Genomic DNA, 18,469 nt, shown 5'->3' with positions numbered 1-18,469 from the left:
AGACGATATTGGCCAACCCGATCCTCATGGTGGCCCGCGTTATGCCGACGGTTCGGACGAACAGCCCGGTCTGTGATTTCTGATCAGCAAAGACATGCTCGACACGCGACCGGATAACGGACTTTCCGGCGTTGGATTTCTGGATATGCCTGGGCATAGGCTTGAGATGCGGCTTTTTCCTGTGAACCTTCGAGACAAAGCCCTGCTCCTCCATGAAGTCCTCATTCGCTTTTGAGCGATAGGCCGTGTCAGCCCAGACCGTTGAGGCCGTATTGGTTTTATCCAGCAGCCCCTCTCTCAATCGCGCGCCATCACTGGCGGCGGCCTGCGTTGTTTTCCATTTCCGGATGAACCGGTATTTCCGATCGATGGAAACATGCGATTTATAGCCAAAGAACGGGATGGCGAGATCGCTGGAGGGCATGGTTCCATCATCCTGCCGCTTCGCCTTCGTGAACTTCAGTGTCCAGCGCGCATGACGATCCTTGTGCGACAGCTTTGCGGGTTTGTCCTGCCAGTCTTCAGGAATACGTCCTTCCCGAAGATCGGCTTTCTCTGCGTTGGTGTTCCGCTGCTTTGGAGCAGCTACCAGTGTGGCATCCAGGATCTGGCCTGACATCGGTAAATACCCGGCGTTGCGCAGGGTCGCATCAAAGCGGTTGAACAGCCCTTCGATCGCACCCGCCTGGGTCAGACGCTCGCGGAACAGCCAGACCGTTTTGGCATCCGGCACCCGATCCGAAAGTCCCAGACCAAGGAAACGCATAAAGGAGAGGCGATCGTTGATCAGATATTCCGTCCGCTCATCAGACAAATTGTTGAGCGTCTGGATCACCAGAATTTTGAACATCAGCACCGGATCAAATGGCGGTCGTCCGCCTTTGCTTCCGTCAGAATACGCCAGAGCCTTCTCCAGGTCAGGGCGGAAGACTTCAAAATCCACAGTCCGGGAAAATGCTTCGAGCTGATCACCAAGCCCGCTCAAGCGGGCAAGCCGTTCTTCAACATCAAGGAAACCCGGCTGCTTCATCTTTCATCATCCCCAATCAACTAAGGGGAAATGGAATCACAGAGCAGACCTCAATACCAGGGGGTTTTTCGAACCCTCCATGTTGTTACGCTGAAGCACCGCTCCAGAAACGTCCGAGCGGTTATCCTTGCGAAGCCGCTTGATCGTAACATCGCGGTTTCCGAATGCTTGCAGGAACTCGAAAGGAAATTCCCCGGGATTAAAAGATGCCTCGGCAATCCGGGAGACAGCTTCTTCAATCTCAACGGGATTCATGCGTAAAATTCCATATTTTCGAAAAACAGATCATACACCTCATGCGCCACCGGATACCTCCAGGAAGAGGCGGACCAGAGGTGCGTTGATATAATAATTGCTCCGCCCTGAGCGGTGCTTGGACAGCAAGCCTTTCTCTGAGAGCTGGTCGAGGTATTTCCCTGCCGTCTGACGCGCGATGTTCAGATCTGCCTGGACATACTCGATTTTCGTGTAGGGATGCCGGAACAGGTTGTTCAGCAGCTCCTGGCTGTAAATTTTGGGCAGTTCCGTCCGCATCCGCTGCTTCATGGTGGCCATCTGCGCCCGCATGCCCTCAATCAGCTCCAGGGTGATCCTGGATGTCTCGGCTACGGCCCGCAGCATGTAGAGGATCCACGCTTCCCATGCGCCTTCATCCCGCACCTTCTGTAACAGATGATAATACTCATCTTTGTGGCGAGTGATATAGCGCGACAGGTAGAGGATCGGGATATCCAGAAGACCGGTCCGGGTCAGATACAACACGTTCAGGATCCGCCCGACGCGGCCATTCCCATCGGGGAAGGGATGGATGCTCTCAAACTGATGGTGAATCAGAGCCATCTTGATGAGTGGATCCAGGTCATAGAGCCCGTCATCATTCACGAACCGCTCCAGATCCGACATATGCCCGATAATTTCCCGCCCGTCCTGCGGCGGCACAAAGACCACTTCCCCCGTGCGCTCGTTCTTCAGGGCCGTTCCTGGGGTGTTTCGAAACCCATCTTCCCGCTTCTTGAGCCTCTGGAAAATCGCGATCAGCCCCTTGTTCAGGATCAGCCCGTCGGTTTCTTTCAGCTGCTGAAACCCAAGATGAAGGGCATCGCGATACAGGGCGACTTCCTTGGCCGCCACTGAATCCGGTCCATCGGGAAACAGATCCGCCTGGAAAAGCTCATCCTGGGTGGTGACGATATTCTCGATTTCCGAAGATGCCTTGGCTTCCTGCAAAGCCAGCGTATCAATCAGGATCCCCTGATTGGGGATGGTTGCCGCCCGCCCCTTCAGCTCTGCCAGAGCCTTATTAGCCTCGACCAGCGCCTTGAGAACCGGAACCGTTTCTATCTCCGCCTGAGGCGGCAAAGGCCGAATAAGGTAGGTTGGCGTTAACATGACATCCTGACGCGGTAGCAATATGCGTTTTTTCTAACACGTCAGGATGACCCGTCAAAGAAATCCGGTTTCTTTGACATGTCATATTCTGCTGTCGGCTTTTATCCCCTGAAGACTATTCCTGCTCTGCCGGAACAGTGATGACACAGGGTTTCTGAGTTTTTTCCTGACCCGATGCCGCTTTCTGGCAGGCTGTAATCCTGTCTCTGTTGGCCTCAACCAGCTGGCTGTCCTCACGTACACGTTGCCAGCCTTCAGGATTGCTGACTGCCATCATCATGGCCCCAGAGTTCCAGCGATCTTTCTCCCCAACAATAAAGGATGCCACTCGCGTCCCGACAGAAGATGGCAGGAGATACGCCAGAACAGGCGACAACCCGATCCCTGCAACAAGACAGGCAAGCCCCACCCCTAACAGCCACCAGTTCTGACGATCCTGCTGACGGGACTGACCAATGATATTGGCAAGAACCCGACGTTCCCCCTGAACCTCACCTATCGCTTTCTGAAACGCTGTCTGCATCTCCTGACTGGCAGAAATCCCGGCCTGACGAATCCCTTGCCCATACGCCTGGGGCGTCATCTTCAGCGTCGGATTGGCCTCGATCGCCTCCATTCGTGCACCGACTGCATTCATGGCCTTCACGACACGGGCCAGATCCTCCGTGTAATCCGGGGGCCGATTGTCCCGCCACGCCTGCGGCAACGCTTCCACGCTCCGCCGGAGTACCGTCATTTCGGCGCACAGGTCCTCAAACGCGCGCGCTGCTGGATCTGTCTCGGACATCAGATATCCCCCCACAGATTGAAAACCCGCACACCAGCCGCCTCGAAAGGCGACACGTCGTGGCTGGCCAGAACACGCTGCTCCGGGACGGGCCTCCTCGTCTCCATGATCACGTTGGTATCAAGCAGCAGGATCATTCGAAGGACATTGCCTCGGCCGGGGTCTGATCGCGGGTCTGCAAGACCGCGATATCCTGATCACGCACACCGGCCTCACGACCGATGGCCCCCAGAAGCGATCCCAGCCGAACGGCCTCTTCTTTTTTCTGCATGTCCTCTCCAGTCACCGCGCTGAAATCAGACAACCCGTTCCAGCCCCAGATGTGTCACAAACGGATCAAAGTCCCGGTCACTGTAAAGGAGCCGATACCCGCTTACGATACATCGTGTGGCAATCAGGGTATCAATGGTTTTCCGGATGGTGATGCCTCTGGCACGCAGGTCACGGAAATATCGTGCCGCCTCGATCATGACATCACGCCCCCCGATCTCCACCAGATCCAGAGCGCCAAGCAGTCTCCGCGCCTTGTTGAAATCCCGTTCGCTCGCAAATCCCTGAAGAACTTCCGTCATCATCAGATCCCCAATGGCGACCAGTTCCTCTCCCAGCAACCGGTCCAGAGCATCAACCTGTGGCGTCACCGTACCCCTGAAAAAATCGATCCAGACTGATGAATCGACCAGAATCATGCGTCGGAACGCATGGCGTCGAGATCACCCCGCCACTCCAGCCTGCCCTTCATGGAACGCAGTTGCCGCTGCTGATTCAACTTGATCAGCGTCCGCAATCCGAGTTCGACGGCTTCTTTCTTGGTTTTGACGCCAGACGCCTTCAGCGCATCTGTCATGAGGGTATCGTCAATAATGATGTTGGTTCGCATGATGTGTATCTCCAGTGAAAATTATACACATCAGCATATCCTCTCTCAAGCAGATTACATCCCCAGATCCATACCGCGCGACCTGGAGCGTGAGAGGGCCTGCTCCCGCTGATGGGGATGCAACCCGTGATCAAGCGTCGATCCCTTCCTGATGCCCAGCTCGCGGCCTTTCTCCCGCAGGATGGACTCAAGCTGCGCATCCCGCTTCAATTCCTTGAGCGCCACACCCTGCTGCTCGCGGCTCAGCCCGTCCCAGGTCTTCACAAACCGCGCCGCCCGCAGATCCGGACTCTTCCGCACCCTGTCCTCATGCTCCAGCCCCTCGACCAGTTTGCGCGCCCGTGCCGGCCCTTCCAGACCATACAGCGCCTGCCGGATCTCCGGCTGATGCTTCAGCGCCGCCCGCAGATCCGCTTCACCGCCACGCCGGACCCGTTCCAGATCCCGACCGGCTTCAAAAAGCGCTTTCTTCTGATGCTCCAGAACCGGCAGCTCCTGGCGCACCATGCGCTCGGCATCCACCCAGGCCCGCGCATACCGCTCCACCGCCTGCTGAAGCGGATCACTCCCCGGCACGAACCCGTCCAGCCCGGCCGGCACCTGCTCACGCTGCACACGGGGCAGCCTCAAACCCGCAAAGAGAGAGGCGGGAGCCTCACGCTCAATCCCACTTTCCCCCTTACCGGCCCCGGCATCCATCCCGGCCGACACGTCTTTTTCCGCCGTGCGACGCCCCGGCCGCACGGACAGGTCCAGTCCATCGAACATCCCGCGTTTTTGCTGTGCCGACGCAGGCTCTGGCATAGGCACACCTTCGGCCTGCCTGTCCTGCCGGGGGCCAGAGGCGGCCTTCTCACGCTCCACCACGATCTCGCTCTCGGGGACATGCAGTCCGCGCCGCCGCGCAAACCCGGCATCCATATCCCGGACATGCGGATAATCCAGCGTGGTATCCTTCAGCCGCTCGCGTGACAGCCGCCGCACCAGCCCGTCCCGGTCGCCCACATCATCACGACCCCAATGGACAGACACGCTCTCCCGATGCCTCGACAGCGCCACATAGGCCCCGTGCCGGTCCAGGCTCCCCGTCGCCAGCACATGCGCCCGGTCCACCGTCACACCCTGCGATTTGTGGATGGTGGCCGCATAACCATGATCCAGCGCGTCATACTCCGCCACCGACACGGACACGACCCGGCCACGCCCGACACCCTCCTTCCCATCGAGCTGCACCGACAGCACGAGATCCCCGGCCTCGGCCGACCCCACGATACCCCGCACCGTCCCCAGCGTACCGTTCTTTACCCCCAGCTCCCGGTCATTGCGCAGGAAGTAGACACGCTCCCCGTCCGCGAACACCCGCTCGCCCTGGGCGGTCGGCACCAGCACGTCGTCACCCAGCTCACCCGCCTCCCTGCGGATCTCGCGCGCCGCTTCGTTCAGCGCCCGCACATCAACACGCCGATGCGCCAGCATGATCTGGCTTTCTTCTGGGGCAGCCTGCCGGGCTTGATTCCACCCGGCCACCACTCCGGCCCGCGCCTCTTCCAGCGTGTCATGCCCACGCACCAGGCCAGCCGCCTCATAGCGACCCAGCGCTTGCTCTGTCCGCCCGGTCGCAAGCTCCTTCGTAGCCGCCTGCTGCCAGCCTTCACGCTGCCGGCGTACGGTGGTGATTTCCACCGACCCGACCCGCTCGGCCACCGCCCGGGACGCACCACCCGCCTCAATCGCCTGCAACTGCTCGGGATCACCTACCAGCACCACCTTGGCCCCAGCACTGCGCGCGGCCGACAGCACCCGCTCCATCTGCCGTGACCCCACCATGCCAGCCTCGTCCACCACCAGCACGTCCCCGCGCTCCAGCAGGTCAAACCCACGTTCCCACGCACGCTCCAGGGAGGCCAGCGTCCGGCTTTCGATCCCGGCCCCCGCTTCCAGACCTTCCGCCGCGATCCCCGACAGCGCCGCCCCGCGCACCCGATACCCGGCCTCTTCCCATGCCGCACGGGCCACACCCAGCATGGTGCTCTTCCCCGTCCCGGCATACCCGACCACGACGGACAGGTCGCGGGACTTCGTGACCTCGCCCACCGCCAGCGCCTGCTCGTCCCCAAGCCCGTCCCGCGCCATCGCCGCCCGACGCACCGCCAGCGGCACCGCATGCCCCTGGGACTGCCCCATCGCGAGCGATGCCTCTTCCAGACGCTGCTCGACCCCGATCATCTCCCGTGTGGAGAACCGTTCCCGCCCGTGCCCGTCTTTCCCGAGCGCGACCAACTCTGGACACGCCTCCACCCGAACCATGACAGCACTGAACTGTTCTGCATCCGCCGTCTGCCGGTCCACGAACCGCGCCAGATCCTGCCGGGTAAACGTGCTCTGCTGCCGGGTCAGCGCCTCCAGCGCCACATGCGGCTCGGCCAGCAACCTCTCGCCATCGCGTCGCGCGATCTCCAGATGATCAGCGACCCGTTCCGCATCCTCGCCCCGCTCTTCCCGGCGCATCCCGGCCGGACCGATTTTGTTCTGCGGCTCAAGGTCGATCCCCTGTGCCGCGAACGACCGATGATCGATCCGCACATCCAGGTCCAGCTCGGCCAGCCGTTCATTGGCGAGCGACGCCCATCGTTCACGCCACGTCAGCAGGAGTTCCTTGTCGTTCCACGAACGCTCTTTCGCACCAAACCCGTTCTCATCCACAGACCGCGTGGACAGCATCACATGGGCATGCGGCTTCGCCTGTCCGTCCTCACCAATATCCCAATGTACATTGAGATCGGCCACCATACCGCGTTCCACGAACTGCTCCCGCACAAAATCCCGTGCCAGCGAGATCCCCTGCGCCTGGGTCATTTCGCGCGGGATTGAAAACTCCACCTCGCGAGCAAGCTGGGCATCCTTGCGTTTCTCGATCGCCTCGACCTCATTCCATAGGGTCGCACGGTCGAGAAACCGTTCCGGCGCGCCATCGGGCAGCAGGATCTCGGAATGCACCACGCCGCTCTTGTTGGAAAAGTCATGGTCGCGATCCAGCCGCACATCATGCAGGCGGGACGCTGCACGATAGGCTGCCGCCGCCACGGCGCTCCGGCCGGTGGCACGGCTGATGACCTTTGCATGCAGATGATAGATCGCCATGGACGCAATCCTATCACACCACTTAAGCGCACGTCACGAAGTGACGTATAAGCGCGCACTCACATTTTATTGCGCCACAAAGATTGATTGCTCTGGATGAGTGACGCGGTTCTCGCCTGTGTGGTAGAGTATGCCACAGACCAGCAGGACAGGGGACCGGAAATGCGCAGGCCACGGGACATTGATTCGGAACTGAAGGCTCTTCAGGAAAAGGCGAAGCAGCTTAAGGCGCAAAGAACCCTCCAGCTCGGTGAACTGGTCGAGGCGACGGGAGCCGATACCCTGTCGATCGAGGCGCTGGCCGGTGTACTGCTTGCGGCTATCGAGCAGGCGGACGGCAAACCCGAAGCCGTCGCGAGGTGGACCGAACGGGGGACGGCGTTCTTTCAGAACAGCGCAAAAAAGGGCGGCCGGAAAGGAACCGGAAACGATCAGAACGGATCTGCTGGCGCTTGAAAGACGGATCAGGAAGCAGGCGGCCCTGATCCATCGCCATCTGGCACGAAAGGCACGCACCGACATGCGCGACTGGGCGAAGGCGCGACGGGAACGCACCCATCATCTGATCGAATTGGGTGGCCTGGTTCAGAAGGCGGGACTGGTTGATCTGACCGATGATGACCGCGCCACCCTGCTCGGAGCCTTTCTGGATATTGCGGGGCAGCTTCAGGGGGGAAATGAGACCACCCCGGACGACCTGAAAACACGCTGGAGGCGCGCGGGGCTTCATGCCTTCGACAGGGACCGGGAACAAGGCTGACGACAAAACACGATCATCCAAAACGGACAGATTGTAATCTCGGCCACAGAACAATTTGACGGTCTGGAAACTGACCGCCACAAACACTTCAAGAGGATACCTAATGGCTCCAGAATACCCTTCTCCAGAATGGTTTTCTGATACAATCAACCGTCATCAATGGATGTGGAATCTGAATGCTCGGTTCGTTGCACGGGCGGCAAAGCGTATGACCGATACGGATGCCTTCATCTTGCTCAATGAGGCGGTCAATCTGGAAATAGCGGAAACGGCTGCCAACCTTCTTCGGGAAGGTGTGCCAGAAAAAATTGTCGCTGATTTCGTTATAGCTTACAGTCAGACACAACGAGCAGAATTGCTGGATAATGTCTGCGATTACGCATGGCGGATTTCTGCCCCTGTCGCTGCCACGAAACACGAGGCGATGAAGGGGTCGTTTGCGGGAGGGGGCGAAATCCTACGCTAAGGATTTAGGCCAGCGATATTCGCCGGTGAGGTTGATGTGTTCCCATCCCAGCGGTGAGACATGGGCGAGGAGATCAGGCGGGATGATGATGCCGTCCACGGCGCGTCTGTCCACGACCTCCCCGAGTTTCATGGTGTTCCAGAAGATGATGATGGCGGCGAGCAGGTTCATGCCGGCAATACGATAGTGCTGCCCTTCGCCTGAGCGGTCGCGTATCTCACCTCGACGATGGAAGCTGATGGCGCGCTTGAGGGCATGATGGGCCTCGCCCTTGTTGAGACCGATCTGAGCCTGGCGCTGGAGACCGGCGTCGAGAATCCAGTCGATCATGAACAGGGTGCGCTCGATGCGACCGATCTCCCGCAATGCAAGGGCCAGCTCATTCTGGCGCGGGTAGGAAGCGAGCTTGCGAAGAATCTGGCTGGGGGCGACGATGCCCGCTGCGATCGTTGCCGTGACGCGCAGGATGTCGGGCCAGTTGCGCTCGATGAGCGGTTCATTGATTTTGCCGCCAACCAGCGCTCGCACATTGGCGGGCGTCGCGTTGGGCGTGAAGGCATAGAGTCTTTTCTGAGAGAGATCTCGGATACGCGGTGCGAACCTGTAGCCGAGCAAGGAGCTGGCGGCGAACACATGATCGGTAAAGCCACCCGTGTCGGCAAAATGCTGGCGGACGCGGCGGCCTGCGTCATTCATGAGCAGCCCATCGAGTATATAAGGTGCCTCGCTGACCGTTGCCGGGATGACCTGGGTAGCGAAGGGTGCATATTGATCGGACACATGGCTGTATCCCTTGAGGCCTGGGACGTTGCCATATTTCGCGTTGATCAGATTCATCGCTTCGCCCTGCTCGGTAGCAAGGAAGAACTGCCCGTCGCTGGATGCGGATTTCCCTTGTCCCCAGAAGGCGGACATAGGCAGAGCGGCATGGGCTTCCACGATCATGGCGAGCGCCCGATCATAGGCGCTGCCTTCGACATGCCAGCGTGCGATCCGCAGCAATTCCCAGAAGCTGTGCGTATTGGTCGCCGCTGCCATCTTGCGTAGACCAAGATTGACGCCTTCCGCCAACAACACGTTCATCAGGCCGATCTGGTCGCGGCAAGGCACGCCAGTGCGCAGATGCGTGAAAGCCTCGGAGAATCCGGTTCGCTCATCGACTTCCAGCAACAAATCGGTGATCCTCGTGGACGGGAGCTGTTGATAGAGATCGAGTACGAGATCCTCAGTGCCTTCGGGTGTGTCAGCCTTCAGCTTGTCGATGTGCAGCTTGCCGTTCTCGATGATGCCGCCTGGGATCGTACCGGTTCGCGCCGCGCGGCCAAGCGCCTTCAGTTGTGTATCCAGTCGAGCCCTGCGCTCGGCAAGCCATTCGCCGGGTTGCAGCGGCACAGCGAACCGCGCGGTCTGCTCTATCGCCTGTGGCGGGACCAGGATCTGCTTGAGGTCGCCATAGCGGCGCGATTTTGCCAGCCATATGTCGCCGGACCGGAAAGCGTCGCGGATATGGAACAGCACCGCGATTTCCCAAAGTCGGTAGTCGCCGGCGGGCGCAGCGCGAAGATGGCGATGCCATTTGGAGTTGGGACGTAGAAAATCCATAGGAGGATCGGATTTGATCCCGCTCTGTAGCAGCGCGATAGCCGTCAGAAGAGGCTTGGCAATCGGCGCCGCCTGCATGTCGAGCAGGCGCAGCATCCTGGGCGCATAGAGGCGGAAGCGATGATAGCCGTCCAGCACACGGCTGAGCGGGTCGGCAGCGAGCACATTGGTCAACGCAGAGGCCGTGGCGACAAGGGTTCTGAACCGTTCCCAGCCTGGACCGGTGGTGATTATCCCGTCCAGGGATGCGCCATCGTCCTGCGCTCCAAGCAAAGCACCACCGATTTCAGCAAAAGACTTCAGCGTGTCCCGAACGGCCGCCTTTTCGTCGGCGATCTTGGTGCTGCAAAGGCGTTCGGAGACCCGATAGAGACGGCCTACGATGCGATCGTGGGTCTCCACGATGACATCAGCCAGAGATGACCGCCATTCCATGGTGCAGACAGCGAGGATTGCAAGCCGCCTGCCTTCGGGCAGATCGCGCATGCCGTCGGCGTAATAGCGCTCGCCCTGCCGGCGAAGGCGGGTCACACGATGCGCGGGAACGCCGTCCAGCAAATCTGCCGGAAGATCGAACTTGTGGAGATATTCCAGTCGATCCATCAGCCGATTGGCCGCCGCCGAATTTGCGCCAACTTCGAACTGTCGCAGCCATACGAAGCGGGTGATGCGACCATCCACCGTATTCTCTAACAGATGAGCCAAATTCTCGCTCAGGGCTGGTGTTATGCGATGGGCGATACGATCTTCGATCCTGCGTTCGGCCTTGACCAGTGCATCGGCACAAAGGCGCTCAATCGTTGAGAAACCGGGAAGGATTGTGCGGGTGCGGCGACACTCTGCAACGAAGCGACGGGCAAGATCCTCATTCGATGTCGCCGCCTCGGCTTCCCGAGCGATCCAATCGCGCAAATCCCGTGCGCCCCGCCCCGAAAAGGAGCGATAGCCGTAGATCCGGCGTAGGTCCGCCAGATGCTCATGCCGGGTCTCCTCGCGCGCGGCATAGAGGAGTAGATCGTCACGGCTCAGCCCGAGCTGGGCCGCGATGAAATCCGATACCTGTGCCGGGATCAGCTCGCCAGGGGTGAGTACCCGGCCCGGGTAGCGCAGGACGCACAGTTGCAGCGCGAAGCCGAAACGGTTGTGGGCGCGCCGGCGCTGGCGGATATGCCCGAGATCCTCATCGCTAAGGGTATAGTGCCGCAGCAGATCACCTTGATCGACCGGTAAGTGAAACAGCGCCTCGCGCTGTCGATCGGTCAGGGTCACGCGACGCGGCATACATGCTCCTTATTCTTTCCAAGGTAAGGTTTGAGATAGTTTGATTGCGATGCTGGTTAAGATACACAATAGTGCAAGCTTATGTGCTCATGTTCGTCACCGCTTCAAACCAACGTTTAAGAAACATGCTGATCGGATATGCCCGCGTCTCCAAAGCCGATGGTTCCCAATCCCTCGACCTCCAGCACGACGCCCTGCGTGCCGCCGGTATCGAGCCAGGTAATATTTATGATGATCGTGCATCCGGTAGCCGCGATGATCGGCCCGGCTTAGCTGCATGCCTCAAATCCTTGCGCGACGGCGATGTGCTGGTGGTCTGGAAACTCGATCGCCTCGGGCGCTCGCTCGCCCACCTGGTCAACACCGTGAAGGATCTGTCAGACCGCAGGATCGGCCTGCGTGTGCTGACCGGAAAAGGCGCTCAGATCGACACCACGACCGCATCCGGCCGCATGGTGTTCGGTATCTTTGCCACTCTGGCCGAGTTCGAGCGGGATCTGATCCGCGAGCGCACCATGGCTGGCCTTGCCGCAGCCAGAGCGCGCGGACGAAAGGGAGGGCGAAAATTCGCCCTGACCAAAGCACAGGTGCGTCTCGCCCAGGCCGCCATGGCGCAGCGCGACACGTCTGTTTCCGATCTGTGCAAGGAACTCGGGATCGAGCGCGTCACTCTATACAGATATGTCGGACCGAAGGGCGAGCTCAGGGATTATGGGAAGCGCGTTCTCAGCTTAGCGTAGGATTTCGCCCCCTCCCGCAAACGACTCCATGAAGACATGACCATGACGGACCTTTCCGACGAACGGGCTGCCAAAAGGGATGCAATCCGCAAGGCACGCAACAGCACGAAACCCACTGTCCCGGCCGATCAGGTTCTTGCTCTTCTGGACGCCGATCTGGCCCGGATTCAGGCGGCCATTGACACCCTCCCTACGCCTCGCCCCACGGATTGATGAGGGTGTTGGTGTCGTGAACGATCCCCCCCGAAATCCACGTCCCTGATGGCCTCGTGGAACGCGGGAACGATCCCTCATTCCCGCGCTGAAAATTACCAGTAATATTCGTGGGGTCGCCGGGTGCCGGTATACGGAAAGACCGCCTCGACAGGATCGAGGTCGCCCTTGATGATCAGGCGGGCAACATGCCTGTCATGATGACGGCCAGGACGGATATCGTGCAGATGACTGTACCAGTTGGGAGATTCAGAGGCTTCACGTGAGCCTCCATAGCCACAGCGATCCGGCTGGTTGGCCCAGCGATGATTGCGACCGTATTTGCGGCTGTGATGATAGGTGCGAGACATGGGAGCTTCCCCTCCATGACGCGCGGAGTGATTTCCGAGCGTACCTACATCGCCCGATCTCCTCTGTTCTGGTCGGAATATACTTTACCGCGTCTGTGCGACATCGGTCTCAGCAGGGACGCCGGCAGGCGCATGTTGAGGGCGGCCGCCTTGGGTTCGATCTCAAAGCGCATGGGCTTGAAACCGGACAGGTCATACCGGGTCAGATCGGCGGTCGCGACGAAATCCTCGGCCGCTTCGTCACTGTTCAGCGAAGGCATGGACCTGTTTTTGCTGCTCATAGTGGTCGATCTCCTTCAGACTGCTTCGATCGGGCCAGGATAAGCCTTTACCAGCGGATCATGGGTCAGCAGAAGCAGTCCTTCCACGGTGGCCTGTGCCACAAGGATCCGGTCAAAAGGATCCCGATGCACATCTGGCAGGTGTCCCACCGCCAGGGCGTGCTGGCTGGTGATCGGTAACTCCTCATAGCTGTTTTCGATCAGGCCGCGTCGCAGCAGATGAGGATCGACCTGGAAGTCTGCACGGCCCAGCCCGGTCTTGATGGTGATTTCCCAGAGACTGGCCGCACTGAAGACCAGATCATTACCCGGATCCTCCATCAGGGTTCTCGCCCGCGCTGACAGCCTGTCAGGCTCTCCTGCTGCCCAGAGCAGCAGATGGGTATCCAGAAGGAGCCTCATGCCTGACCGTCGAACAGAGACACAATATCGTCCTGTCCCATGCGATCAAAATCTTCGGGCACCCGGATTTTTCCAGCAAGAAACCCCAGACGCCGTTGCTGTAACTCTTCAGGAGCCGTAATCGGGCTGACCCGCACCATTGGCCGGCCGGCTTTGGCAATGATGAAGCTTTCCCCTTTCATGGCCGCGTCAATCAGCCGGGACAGATGGGTCTTGGCTTCGTGGATGTTGACCGTGCGCATGGCGAAAACCTCCTGAGTTTACTCAAAAAGACTTAGTCATATTAGCCTGGTCCATCAAGGCAAATGTCGCCAGGACCGCCTCAGGAAACAAAAAAAAGCACACTCATCGCGTTCCTCGCCTACTGTCATACCTTTTCGGATGCGACATTGGCGGTCAGGAATGCCGCATAGCCCAGTTCGTCCATCTGACCTGCTGCCAGCGCGAGAACCGCATTTGCTGCATCTTCCTGGGCTGCCGTGAAACGATAGCCGTTGAGTTCCAGAAACAGCACACCGAGCACAAAGCCCGTGCGCTTGTTCCCATCGATGAAGGGATGGTTTTTGACGATACCCGCCGTATAGACGGCCGCCAGATGCACTGGATCCAGCGGATCCGCATAGGCCGCATGCTGCTGTGGCCGGGCAAGCGCGGATTTCAGAAGACCTGCATCCCGTACGCCGGAAGCGCCACCATGCAGCCCCAACAGCCGGTCATGCAGGATCAGGGCTTCGCGTTCGTCTATCCAGACGAAGACTGTCATTGCGCCAGAACATGCAGCGTATCACGGTAGCGCCGCATAATATCCTCAGCCTTTGTCATTTTGGTTTCGAAGTCAGGATCATAGGGTACGAGCCGATATCCGCCGTCAGGTGCTTCAGTCAGATACAGGGGCGCGCCGTCCTGGGTGTTCAGCCGTGAGATCACTTCCTTGGGCAGTACAACCCCGAGTGAGTTTCCGAATTTTCGCACTTTCAGTTCGACCATGACAGCCCCCTTTATGTTATTATTATTGTAATAACTTTTTGCGGTTTCAGCAACCACCATGCTTATCGGCCTGTCTAGCTCACAGTGATCAGCAGTCTTCCTTACGCGACGTTTCTGGGGCGACCGCCTTTCGCACCATTCCGGCGAGCCGCCGCCGCTTTTGCGGGACTGGCAGATGATCCGCCCACACGTCCCATCTGTGCTGCCATCCAGCTTCGGGAACCGTAGATACCGTGGATCAGACCTTCGACCAGGACATCAGCATCAAGACGGGGCCAGTGAAGGCCATTCCCCAGCGGGGTAATCTCGATCTCAGCCAGATCATTCAGGGAAGCGCCCTGCAAATCCTGTAACAGATCCACCGGTACGCTCATTTCAACACCGTTGGAGAGCGTGACATGAAGAGCGCGGCGCGCACGGATCAACCGTGCGGAGACCGCATGAGGAACTGTCGCTCTATGAAGCGCGTCTGCTTCACGAGCAGCCTGATAGTTCACATTATTCGCCATGTATCTTCTCCCATGCTTCCGCCAGCATCTCAGCGTGGTCCTGCACGATGACAAGGGCTTCCTGTATAGCCTTATCCTTCATGCCACCTGCTCGTATCAGGCGGGCTTTCCTGCCAATTTCGATCACGGCTTCCCCATCCGCGCTTATGACGTGAACGTGCATCGGCACATGATCTGCCGTGTAAATCACGACACGAAATCCATTGATGCGCAGAAGCGTCGGCATAATGCACAATATCCCTAACGCTTGGGTTTTTCAATCAGAACCATCCCGCCGAAGGTCAGGAGCAGAATATCTGGACGGTCAGACCGAAATGGACAGCCCATCAATATCTGACAAAGCTCGCAGAACCCCGTGTGAGGCCGTACAAAGCGCAATTCTCATTACAGACACCCAACCAGCCACCACATCTGATAATGCCTGTCCGGCCTTCCTGTGGCGTCTGACGAGTATGCTGAAACACATGAGCCGCTGAATGGTCGCCTGAAGTAAGCATCCTACGTGAAACGCGGCTCAGGAACTAGATTTCATGGTCTTGTTGAGTCTTGTGCGGACAGCGTTGCGTTTGTTGGCGATGCGGTTCAGGGCGTTTCTGAGTGGAAGCTCATTGATCTCGTTGGGGTTCCAATCTTCGAGATAGGCACTGACTTCGTCATGGTCTGGATGGTCGGGATCTGCCCAGGCTTCAAGCATGTGATAGAATCCCGGAATGCCGCCGCAGTCTTCTGGCGGACAGGCATATTGTCCGGCGATGTATTTGGGGTACCCTTCTCCGGCCTTTCCCTGCCGGACATTGTTGATGAGGAGGCGATGGCGCCATCCGTCACCGAAGTCATATTCGTAGACCATTTCGAGACGGGATGTCGTTAGAAGATCGCGCAGTCGGGTTTTTGCGGCGTTACGACGTGGCAGCCCACCCCAGTCTTCGTTATCAGGTAAGCCGTAGCGTTGATCACCGAGCGTGAATTCCCACAGATGGTAATCGAGCCATCCCATGGTCACCTGAATGACCTCATGCAGTGTCCTGAGCGTCAGCGAGGTCGGAACGTCAACCTCACGCCAGATCAGAGGCGCGGTATCCGTCAGTTCGATACGCATGGATGCGATTTCGTTGAAGCTATGGAGTGCTGTCATGCCGCCAGAATTGCAGATCCGACCTTCCAATGCCAAGGCAGGAGTTCATGGGGGCGGGGATTGGGTTCCATCTGGTAGAAAATTTTTGAGCGATGAAAAGTTATCCACAGCCTTAGAGTGTTTAATAGGTGTTTAATTAGTGTTACGGTTTTTTAGGGTCATAATAACACATTGAATAATAAAGGCTTTATTGAGCGGCTCCATAGTCTTGTGAATCCACTATGACGATAAACTGAATCCACTATGACGATAAACTGAATCCACTATGACGATAGTAAGCATGCGTAATTGAAATGACGATAAGCTCAAACTGAATCTGATATGACGATAATTGGCTTGCGTATGTGAAGTGACGATAGTAGCTATCTGTAATTGAAATGACGATAGAATCTTCTCCTTCCTTGTTCGACGTTGCGCCTTCCCTACCTATGGAAAGTGAGGATCGCCCCCCCCTCCTGCCAGTCCGCCATCCAAATCAGGACCTATTCATCTGTGACGTGCTCGATGCCATTCCCAAAGATGATATGGCGTCAATGGAGCATCCTGTTTTTTCGCTCTCGACCAAGCCTGACACTCGGATGCGACGCTATGAACACAATGGGAATATCATAGAGATCATCCCGTCTGGCAAAGGGCTGGCAACGATCCATGACAAGGATATCCTAATCTACTGCATCTCTCAGCTCGTTGCGAAAATGAATCACGGCGAACAACCAAGCCGAACACTCCGCCTTCAAGCTTATGACATGCTGGTCGCTACCAATCGTCAAACCAGCGGAGCAGGCTATAGACTACTGACCGACGCATTGACGCGCTTGCGCGGAACAACCGTGCGAACCAACATTCAAACAGGCGGCATTGAAGAGACGCGAATTTTCGGTTTGATCGAAGAAGCTAGAATCACCCGTAAGACGTTCGATGGCCGAATGCTTGACCTCGAAATCACTCTGTCAGAGTGGGTCTATCGTTCAGTCATCAGCAAGAACGTCCTAACACTTCACCGAGACTATTTCCGACTTCGTAAACCATTTGAACGACGCATGTACGAGCTAGCCCGCAAACACTGCGGTATGAAAGATGAATGGAAGATCGGATTAGAGCTGCTGCAAAAAAAATGTGGCTCAACTAGCCCGCTTCGCGTCTTTCGATCCTTGGTTAAGAAAGTTTGTGCGCATGACACCAGCCATGCTCATTTTCCTGACTATGCCATCACAATGGCCAACGACATCATTCTATTTCGCAACCGTTTGAGCCTTAAAACAAAGGCCGACGTTATTGTCCCTGTCAGGGATGCCCCCTACATTGATCCCGAAACCATGCATGACGCTAAAACCGTTGCGCCAGGATATGACATTTATGCTCTCCATGACGAATGGGTTTCATGGTGGCACGACATGGGGAAACCCGAGCTTAAAAGCCCTGCCGGTGCCTTTATTGGCTTTTGTAAAAAACGGCACGAACGCAGCCCAATGCGCTGAATTCTAGTACATGCTGTCATGCGTACATGCGTTCATAAAAACATGACAGCATGTAATCCTAACTACTTGCCTACAGGACTTTCTCCCATCTTGCGTAGCCAGTCGTTAAACGCGTCGGCCATCGCGTCCTGTAAACTCATTCCATGCTTTCTGGCGGTCATATGCATGGCAAATGACATTTCTGGGCTAAAATAACCAGTCATGGCTTTCTTGCCTTGACGGCTCGGCGCAACCGGCTTGCTGTCTGTGGCAGTAACCTTACTTTCTGATGTGGCTACAGCCGACGATATTGCGGAATCACGATCCCGCAACGATAGTAGAGACCCCTTCCGGCTCATACGCTAGCTCTCCGCTTTCTCGATGCTTGCATGTTCACATGCTTGCATGTCCACTTGTAAATCCGCCTTACCTCATCAGCCGCCTTGCCTTTTGGCTCTATTTCCATTGCAGTTTTCCCTTCCGCCGCTGCATGACGAAAAACTGCACGATCAGCGATAATATGTGGACATGCGTTTAGCCCGTAGCTTTCTACGAGTTGTGTGGCCTCCTCATACATACGCGGAGCGGTCGGACTTCCCGCTGTAAAAACGACGAAGGCTGGTTTGCCACGCATTTTTATAAGACTGGCAGTAGTTTTGATCGCTGCCAGATCGAATGCACTCGGCCGACATGGAATTAACACTAAATCGGCGACTTCAACGGCAGCACTAGCCGCACTATCAGCGTGAGGCGGAGTATCAATCACGATGAACTCAGCGCCCTGACTCATTGCTTGTTCGATCTTAGCCGCGAGGCGTGGCGGAGCACTGTCAATCACAACCGGCGGAGCATCCTTACGCCATGCCGCCCATTGGCTCGCAGTTGCCTGTGGGTCCACATCAATCACCAATGCCGTGTGGCCAGTAGCCTCAGCAGCAGCAGCCAGATGCAAAGCCAGAGTGGTTTTTCCAGCTCCCCCCTTCTGACTGATAATCGCTATTGTTGGCATGTGAACGTCCTTACATGACCTCATGTTTGCATGCGGTCATACACGATAAC

At 57.6% G+C, this 18,469-nt stretch carries 26 protein-coding genes and 1 pseudogene; 6 read left to right on the top strand and 21 right to left on the bottom strand.

The window, feature by feature from the left end; all coding sequences use genetic code 11:
- From ABDK75_RS17655 to traA, 9 genes and pseudogenes are all read right to left on the bottom strand, one after another.
- The coding region (locus ABDK75_RS17655) for an IS5 family transposase (RefSeq protein ID WP_346006594.1) at positions 1 to 1,030 on the bottom strand (1,030 nt) is incomplete at its 3' end.
- Positions 1,031 to 1,108: 78 nt separating this feature from the next.
- Positions 1,109 to 1,285, bottom strand: a pseudogene (locus ABDK75_RS17650) (type IIL restriction-modification enzyme MmeI); the annotation flags it as partial.
- A 39-nt stretch (positions 1,286 to 1,324) separates the two neighbouring features.
- Positions 1,325 to 2,419 (bottom strand): Fic family protein, encoded by a 1,095-nt coding sequence (locus ABDK75_RS17645; RefSeq protein WP_346006593.1) that lies wholly within the window; start codon positions 2,417 to 2,419, stop codon positions 1,325 to 1,327.
- 115 nt (positions 2,420 to 2,534) lie between these two features.
- Entirely contained in the window at positions 2,535 to 3,206 is a 672-nt protein-coding gene (locus ABDK75_RS17640; protein WP_346006592.1) for a DUF6118 family protein, read from the bottom strand.
- Positions 3,206 to 3,343: a hypothetical protein gene (locus tag ABDK75_RS17635; protein ID WP_019088723.1), complete on the bottom strand. Its 138-nt coding sequence runs from the start codon at positions 3,341 to 3,343 to the stop codon at positions 3,206 to 3,208. The genes ABDK75_RS17640 and ABDK75_RS17635 overlap by 1 nt, the downstream gene beginning before the upstream one ends.
- Positions 3,340 to 3,477, bottom strand: coding sequence for a hypothetical protein (locus ABDK75_RS17630; protein WP_026019313.1), 138 nt, complete (start codon positions 3,475 to 3,477; stop codon positions 3,340 to 3,342). The genes ABDK75_RS17635 and ABDK75_RS17630 overlap by 4 nt, the downstream gene beginning before the upstream one ends.
- A 25-nt stretch (positions 3,478 to 3,502) precedes the next feature.
- Positions 3,503 to 3,895 carry a PIN domain nuclease gene (locus ABDK75_RS17625; RefSeq protein WP_048848569.1) on the bottom strand — a complete coding sequence of 131 codons (393 nt, stop codon included), beginning with the start codon at positions 3,893 to 3,895 and terminating at the stop codon, positions 3,503 to 3,505.
- Complete coding sequence (locus ABDK75_RS17620) at positions 3,892 to 4,086, bottom strand: type II toxin-antitoxin system VapB family antitoxin (RefSeq protein WP_062454612.1); 195 nt, start codon at positions 4,084 to 4,086, stop codon at positions 3,892 to 3,894. The genes ABDK75_RS17625 and ABDK75_RS17620 overlap by 4 nt, the downstream gene beginning before the upstream one ends.
- A 54-nt stretch (positions 4,087 to 4,140) precedes the next feature.
- The gene (gene traA, locus ABDK75_RS17615; protein ID WP_346006591.1) at positions 4,141 to 7,227 is read right to left on the bottom strand and encodes a Ti-type conjugative transfer relaxase TraA; all 3,087 of its coding nucleotides are present in this window, start codon (positions 7,225 to 7,227) and stop codon (positions 4,141 to 4,143) included.
- A gap of 96 nt (positions 7,228 to 7,323) precedes the next feature.
- Here traA and ABDK75_RS17610 point away from each other — a divergent pair, with 96 nt between their 5' ends.
- The 3 genes from ABDK75_RS17610 (at position 7,324) to ABDK75_RS17600 (ending at position 8,453) form a co-directional block, all read left to right on the top strand.
- Positions 7,324 to 7,683, top strand: a complete 360-nt coding sequence (locus ABDK75_RS17610; protein WP_346006590.1) for a conjugal transfer protein TraD — start codon at positions 7,324 to 7,326, stop codon at positions 7,681 to 7,683.
- Positions 7,684 to 7,747: 64 nt separating this feature from the next.
- The gene (locus ABDK75_RS17605) at positions 7,748 to 7,987 is read left to right on the top strand and encodes a conjugal transfer protein TraD (protein WP_061491522.1); all 240 of its coding nucleotides are present in this window, start codon (positions 7,748 to 7,750) and stop codon (positions 7,985 to 7,987) included.
- 103 nt (positions 7,988 to 8,090) lie between these two features.
- A complete protein-coding gene (locus ABDK75_RS17600; protein ID WP_346006589.1) occupies positions 8,091 to 8,453 on the top strand; it encodes a hypothetical protein in 363 nt (120 codons plus the stop codon).
- On the opposite strand, the gene ABDK75_RS17595 is transcribed toward ABDK75_RS17600, so the two are convergent.
- A complete protein-coding gene (locus ABDK75_RS17595) occupies positions 8,445 to 11,336 on the bottom strand; it encodes a Tn3 family transposase (protein ID WP_061507276.1) in 2,892 nt (963 codons plus the stop codon). The two genes, ABDK75_RS17600 and ABDK75_RS17595, sit on opposite strands and share 9 nt — an antisense overlap.
- Before the next feature lie 125 nt (positions 11,337 to 11,461).
- Between ABDK75_RS17595 and ABDK75_RS17590 the strand changes: the two genes are divergently transcribed.
- Together ABDK75_RS17590 and ABDK75_RS17585 are read left to right on the top strand one after the other, a co-directional pair.
- Positions 11,462 to 12,076, top strand: a complete 615-nt coding sequence (locus tag ABDK75_RS17590; protein ID WP_010512305.1) for a recombinase family protein — start codon at positions 11,462 to 11,464, stop codon at positions 12,074 to 12,076.
- 42 nt (positions 12,077 to 12,118) lie between these two features.
- Positions 12,119 to 12,289 carry a hypothetical protein gene (locus tag ABDK75_RS17585; RefSeq protein WP_162531351.1) on the top strand — a complete coding sequence of 57 codons (171 nt, stop codon included), beginning with the start codon at positions 12,119 to 12,121 and terminating at the stop codon, positions 12,287 to 12,289.
- Between the two features lie 95 nt (positions 12,290 to 12,384).
- Here the strand turns inward: ABDK75_RS17585 and ABDK75_RS17580 are convergent, their stop codons facing one another.
- From ABDK75_RS17580 to ABDK75_RS17540, 9 genes are all read right to left on the bottom strand, one after another.
- Positions 12,385 to 12,639, bottom strand: coding sequence for a hypothetical protein (locus ABDK75_RS17580; RefSeq protein WP_012813384.1), 255 nt, complete (start codon positions 12,637 to 12,639; stop codon positions 12,385 to 12,387).
- 44 nt (positions 12,640 to 12,683) lie between these two features.
- Positions 12,684 to 12,920 (bottom strand): CopG family antitoxin, encoded by a 237-nt coding sequence (locus tag ABDK75_RS17575; protein ID WP_346006588.1) that lies wholly within the window; start codon positions 12,918 to 12,920, stop codon positions 12,684 to 12,686.
- A 15-nt stretch (positions 12,921 to 12,935) separates the two neighbouring features.
- A complete protein-coding gene (locus ABDK75_RS17570; protein WP_346006587.1) occupies positions 12,936 to 13,322 on the bottom strand; it encodes a type II toxin-antitoxin system VapC family toxin in 387 nt (128 codons plus the stop codon).
- The gene (locus ABDK75_RS17565) at positions 13,319 to 13,564 is read right to left on the bottom strand and encodes a type II toxin-antitoxin system Phd/YefM family antitoxin (RefSeq protein ID WP_070324346.1); all 246 of its coding nucleotides are present in this window, start codon (positions 13,562 to 13,564) and stop codon (positions 13,319 to 13,321) included. The genes ABDK75_RS17570 and ABDK75_RS17565 overlap by 4 nt, the downstream gene beginning before the upstream one ends.
- A 125-nt stretch (positions 13,565 to 13,689) precedes the next feature.
- Complete coding sequence (locus ABDK75_RS17560) at positions 13,690 to 14,085, bottom strand: type II toxin-antitoxin system death-on-curing family toxin (protein ID WP_062021097.1); 396 nt, start codon at positions 14,083 to 14,085, stop codon at positions 13,690 to 13,692.
- Complete coding sequence (locus ABDK75_RS17555) at positions 14,082 to 14,309, bottom strand: AbrB/MazE/SpoVT family DNA-binding domain-containing protein (RefSeq protein WP_019088712.1); 228 nt, start codon at positions 14,307 to 14,309, stop codon at positions 14,082 to 14,084. The genes ABDK75_RS17560 and ABDK75_RS17555 overlap by 4 nt, the downstream gene beginning before the upstream one ends.
- A 101-nt stretch (positions 14,310 to 14,410) precedes the next feature.
- Positions 14,411 to 14,818 (bottom strand): DUF2442 domain-containing protein, encoded by a 408-nt coding sequence (locus tag ABDK75_RS17550; protein ID WP_346006586.1) that lies wholly within the window; start codon positions 14,816 to 14,818, stop codon positions 14,411 to 14,413.
- Positions 14,808 to 15,044: a DUF4160 domain-containing protein gene (locus ABDK75_RS17545; protein ID WP_035382370.1), complete on the bottom strand. Its 237-nt coding sequence runs from the start codon at positions 15,042 to 15,044 to the stop codon at positions 14,808 to 14,810. The genes ABDK75_RS17550 and ABDK75_RS17545 overlap by 11 nt, the downstream gene beginning before the upstream one ends.
- Before the next feature lie 288 nt (positions 15,045 to 15,332).
- Entirely contained in the window at positions 15,333 to 15,953 is a 621-nt protein-coding gene (locus ABDK75_RS17540) for a plasmid pRiA4b ORF-3 family protein (RefSeq protein WP_062021143.1), read from the bottom strand.
- Between the two features lie 377 nt (positions 15,954 to 16,330).
- Between ABDK75_RS17540 and ABDK75_RS17535 the strand changes: the two genes are divergently transcribed.
- Entirely contained in the window at positions 16,331 to 17,431 is a 1,101-nt protein-coding gene (locus tag ABDK75_RS17535) for a replication initiator protein A (RefSeq protein WP_062499990.1), read from the top strand.
- Positions 17,432 to 17,493: 62 nt separating this feature from the next.
- On the opposite strand, the gene ABDK75_RS17530 is transcribed toward ABDK75_RS17535, so the two are convergent.
- Together ABDK75_RS17530 and parA are read right to left on the bottom strand one after the other, a co-directional pair.
- Positions 17,494 to 17,769 carry a ribbon-helix-helix domain-containing protein gene (locus ABDK75_RS17530; protein WP_059025033.1) on the bottom strand — a complete coding sequence of 92 codons (276 nt, stop codon included), beginning with the start codon at positions 17,767 to 17,769 and terminating at the stop codon, positions 17,494 to 17,496.
- On the bottom strand, positions 17,766 to 18,419 hold the full coding sequence (parA, locus tag ABDK75_RS17525) for a ParA family partition ATPase (RefSeq protein ID WP_062021134.1): 654 nt from the start codon (positions 18,417 to 18,419) through the stop codon (positions 17,766 to 17,768). Before parA ends, ABDK75_RS17530 begins: the two co-directional genes overlap by 4 nt.
- Positions 18,420 to 18,469: the final 50 nt, after the last annotated feature.

The organism is Gluconobacter sp. OJA (assembly GCF_039638325.1).
Classification (GTDB): domain Bacteria; phylum Pseudomonadota; class Alphaproteobacteria; order Acetobacterales; family Acetobacteraceae; genus Gluconobacter; species Gluconobacter cerinus.
This window is presented reverse-complemented; position numbering and strand designations above follow the sequence as displayed.

Excerpts from the sequence above, each read along its gene's own strand:
- ABDK75_RS17645 (WP_346006593.1), bottom strand. The coding sequence starts at position 2,419 with ATGTTAACGCCAACCTACCTTATTCGGCCTTTGCCGCCTCAGGCGGAG.
- ABDK75_RS17640 (WP_346006592.1), bottom strand. The coding sequence starts at position 3,206 with ATGTCCGAGACAGATCCAGCAGCGCGCGCGTTTGAGGACCTGTGCGCC.
- ABDK75_RS17635 (WP_019088723.1), bottom strand. The coding sequence starts at position 3,343 with ATGATCCTGCTGCTTGATACCAACGTGATCATGGAGACGAGGAGGCCC.
- ABDK75_RS17630 (WP_026019313.1), bottom strand. The coding sequence starts at position 3,477 with ATGCAGAAAAAAGAAGAGGCCGTTCGGCTGGGATCGCTTCTGGGGGCC.
- ABDK75_RS17625 (WP_048848569.1), bottom strand. The coding sequence starts at position 3,895 with ATGATTCTGGTCGATTCATCAGTCTGGATCGATTTTTTCAGGGGTACG.
- ABDK75_RS17620 (WP_062454612.1), bottom strand. The coding sequence starts at position 4,086 with ATGCGAACCAACATCATTATTGACGATACCCTCATGACAGATGCGCTG.
- traA (WP_346006591.1), bottom strand. The coding sequence starts at position 7,227 with ATGGCGATCTATCATCTGCATGCAAAGGTCATCAGCCGTGCCACCGGC.
- ABDK75_RS17610 (WP_346006590.1), top strand. The coding sequence starts at position 7,324 with ATGAGTGACGCGGTTCTCGCCTGTGTGGTAGAGTATGCCACAGACCAG.
- ABDK75_RS17605 (WP_061491522.1), top strand. The coding sequence starts at position 7,748 with ATGCGCGACTGGGCGAAGGCGCGACGGGAACGCACCCATCATCTGATC.
- ABDK75_RS17600 (WP_346006589.1), top strand. The coding sequence starts at position 8,091 with ATGGCTCCAGAATACCCTTCTCCAGAATGGTTTTCTGATACAATCAAC.
- ABDK75_RS17595 (WP_061507276.1), bottom strand. The coding sequence starts at position 11,336 with ATGCCGCGTCGCGTGACCCTGACCGATCGACAGCGCGAGGCGCTGTTT.
- ABDK75_RS17590 (WP_010512305.1), top strand. The coding sequence starts at position 11,462 with ATGCTGATCGGATATGCCCGCGTCTCCAAAGCCGATGGTTCCCAATCC.
- ABDK75_RS17585 (WP_162531351.1), top strand. The coding sequence starts at position 12,119 with ATGACGGACCTTTCCGACGAACGGGCTGCCAAAAGGGATGCAATCCGC.
- ABDK75_RS17580 (WP_012813384.1), bottom strand. The coding sequence starts at position 12,639 with ATGTCTCGCACCTATCATCACAGCCGCAAATACGGTCGCAATCATCGC.
- ABDK75_RS17575 (WP_346006588.1), bottom strand. The coding sequence starts at position 12,920 with ATGAGCAGCAAAAACAGGTCCATGCCTTCGCTGAACAGTGACGAAGCG.
- ABDK75_RS17570 (WP_346006587.1), bottom strand. The coding sequence starts at position 13,322 with ATGAGGCTCCTTCTGGATACCCATCTGCTGCTCTGGGCAGCAGGAGAG.
- ABDK75_RS17565 (WP_070324346.1), bottom strand. The coding sequence starts at position 13,564 with ATGCGCACGGTCAACATCCACGAAGCCAAGACCCATCTGTCCCGGCTG.
- ABDK75_RS17560 (WP_062021097.1), bottom strand. The coding sequence starts at position 14,085 with ATGACAGTCTTCGTCTGGATAGACGAACGCGAAGCCCTGATCCTGCAT.
- ABDK75_RS17555 (WP_019088712.1), bottom strand. The coding sequence starts at position 14,309 with ATGGTCGAACTGAAAGTGCGAAAATTCGGAAACTCACTCGGGGTTGTA.
- ABDK75_RS17550 (WP_346006586.1), bottom strand. The coding sequence starts at position 14,818 with ATGGCGAATAATGTGAACTATCAGGCTGCTCGTGAAGCAGACGCGCTT.
- ABDK75_RS17545 (WP_035382370.1), bottom strand. The coding sequence starts at position 15,044 with ATGCCGACGCTTCTGCGCATCAATGGATTTCGTGTCGTGATTTACACG.
- ABDK75_RS17540 (WP_062021143.1), bottom strand. The coding sequence starts at position 15,953 with ATGACAGCACTCCATAGCTTCAACGAAATCGCATCCATGCGTATCGAA.
- ABDK75_RS17535 (WP_062499990.1), top strand. The coding sequence starts at position 16,331 with ATGACGATAGAATCTTCTCCTTCCTTGTTCGACGTTGCGCCTTCCCTA.
- ABDK75_RS17530 (WP_059025033.1), bottom strand. The coding sequence starts at position 17,769 with ATGAGCCGGAAGGGGTCTCTACTATCGTTGCGGGATCGTGATTCCGCA.
- parA (WP_062021134.1), bottom strand. The coding sequence starts at position 18,419 with ATGCCAACAATAGCGATTATCAGTCAGAAGGGGGGAGCTGGAAAAACC.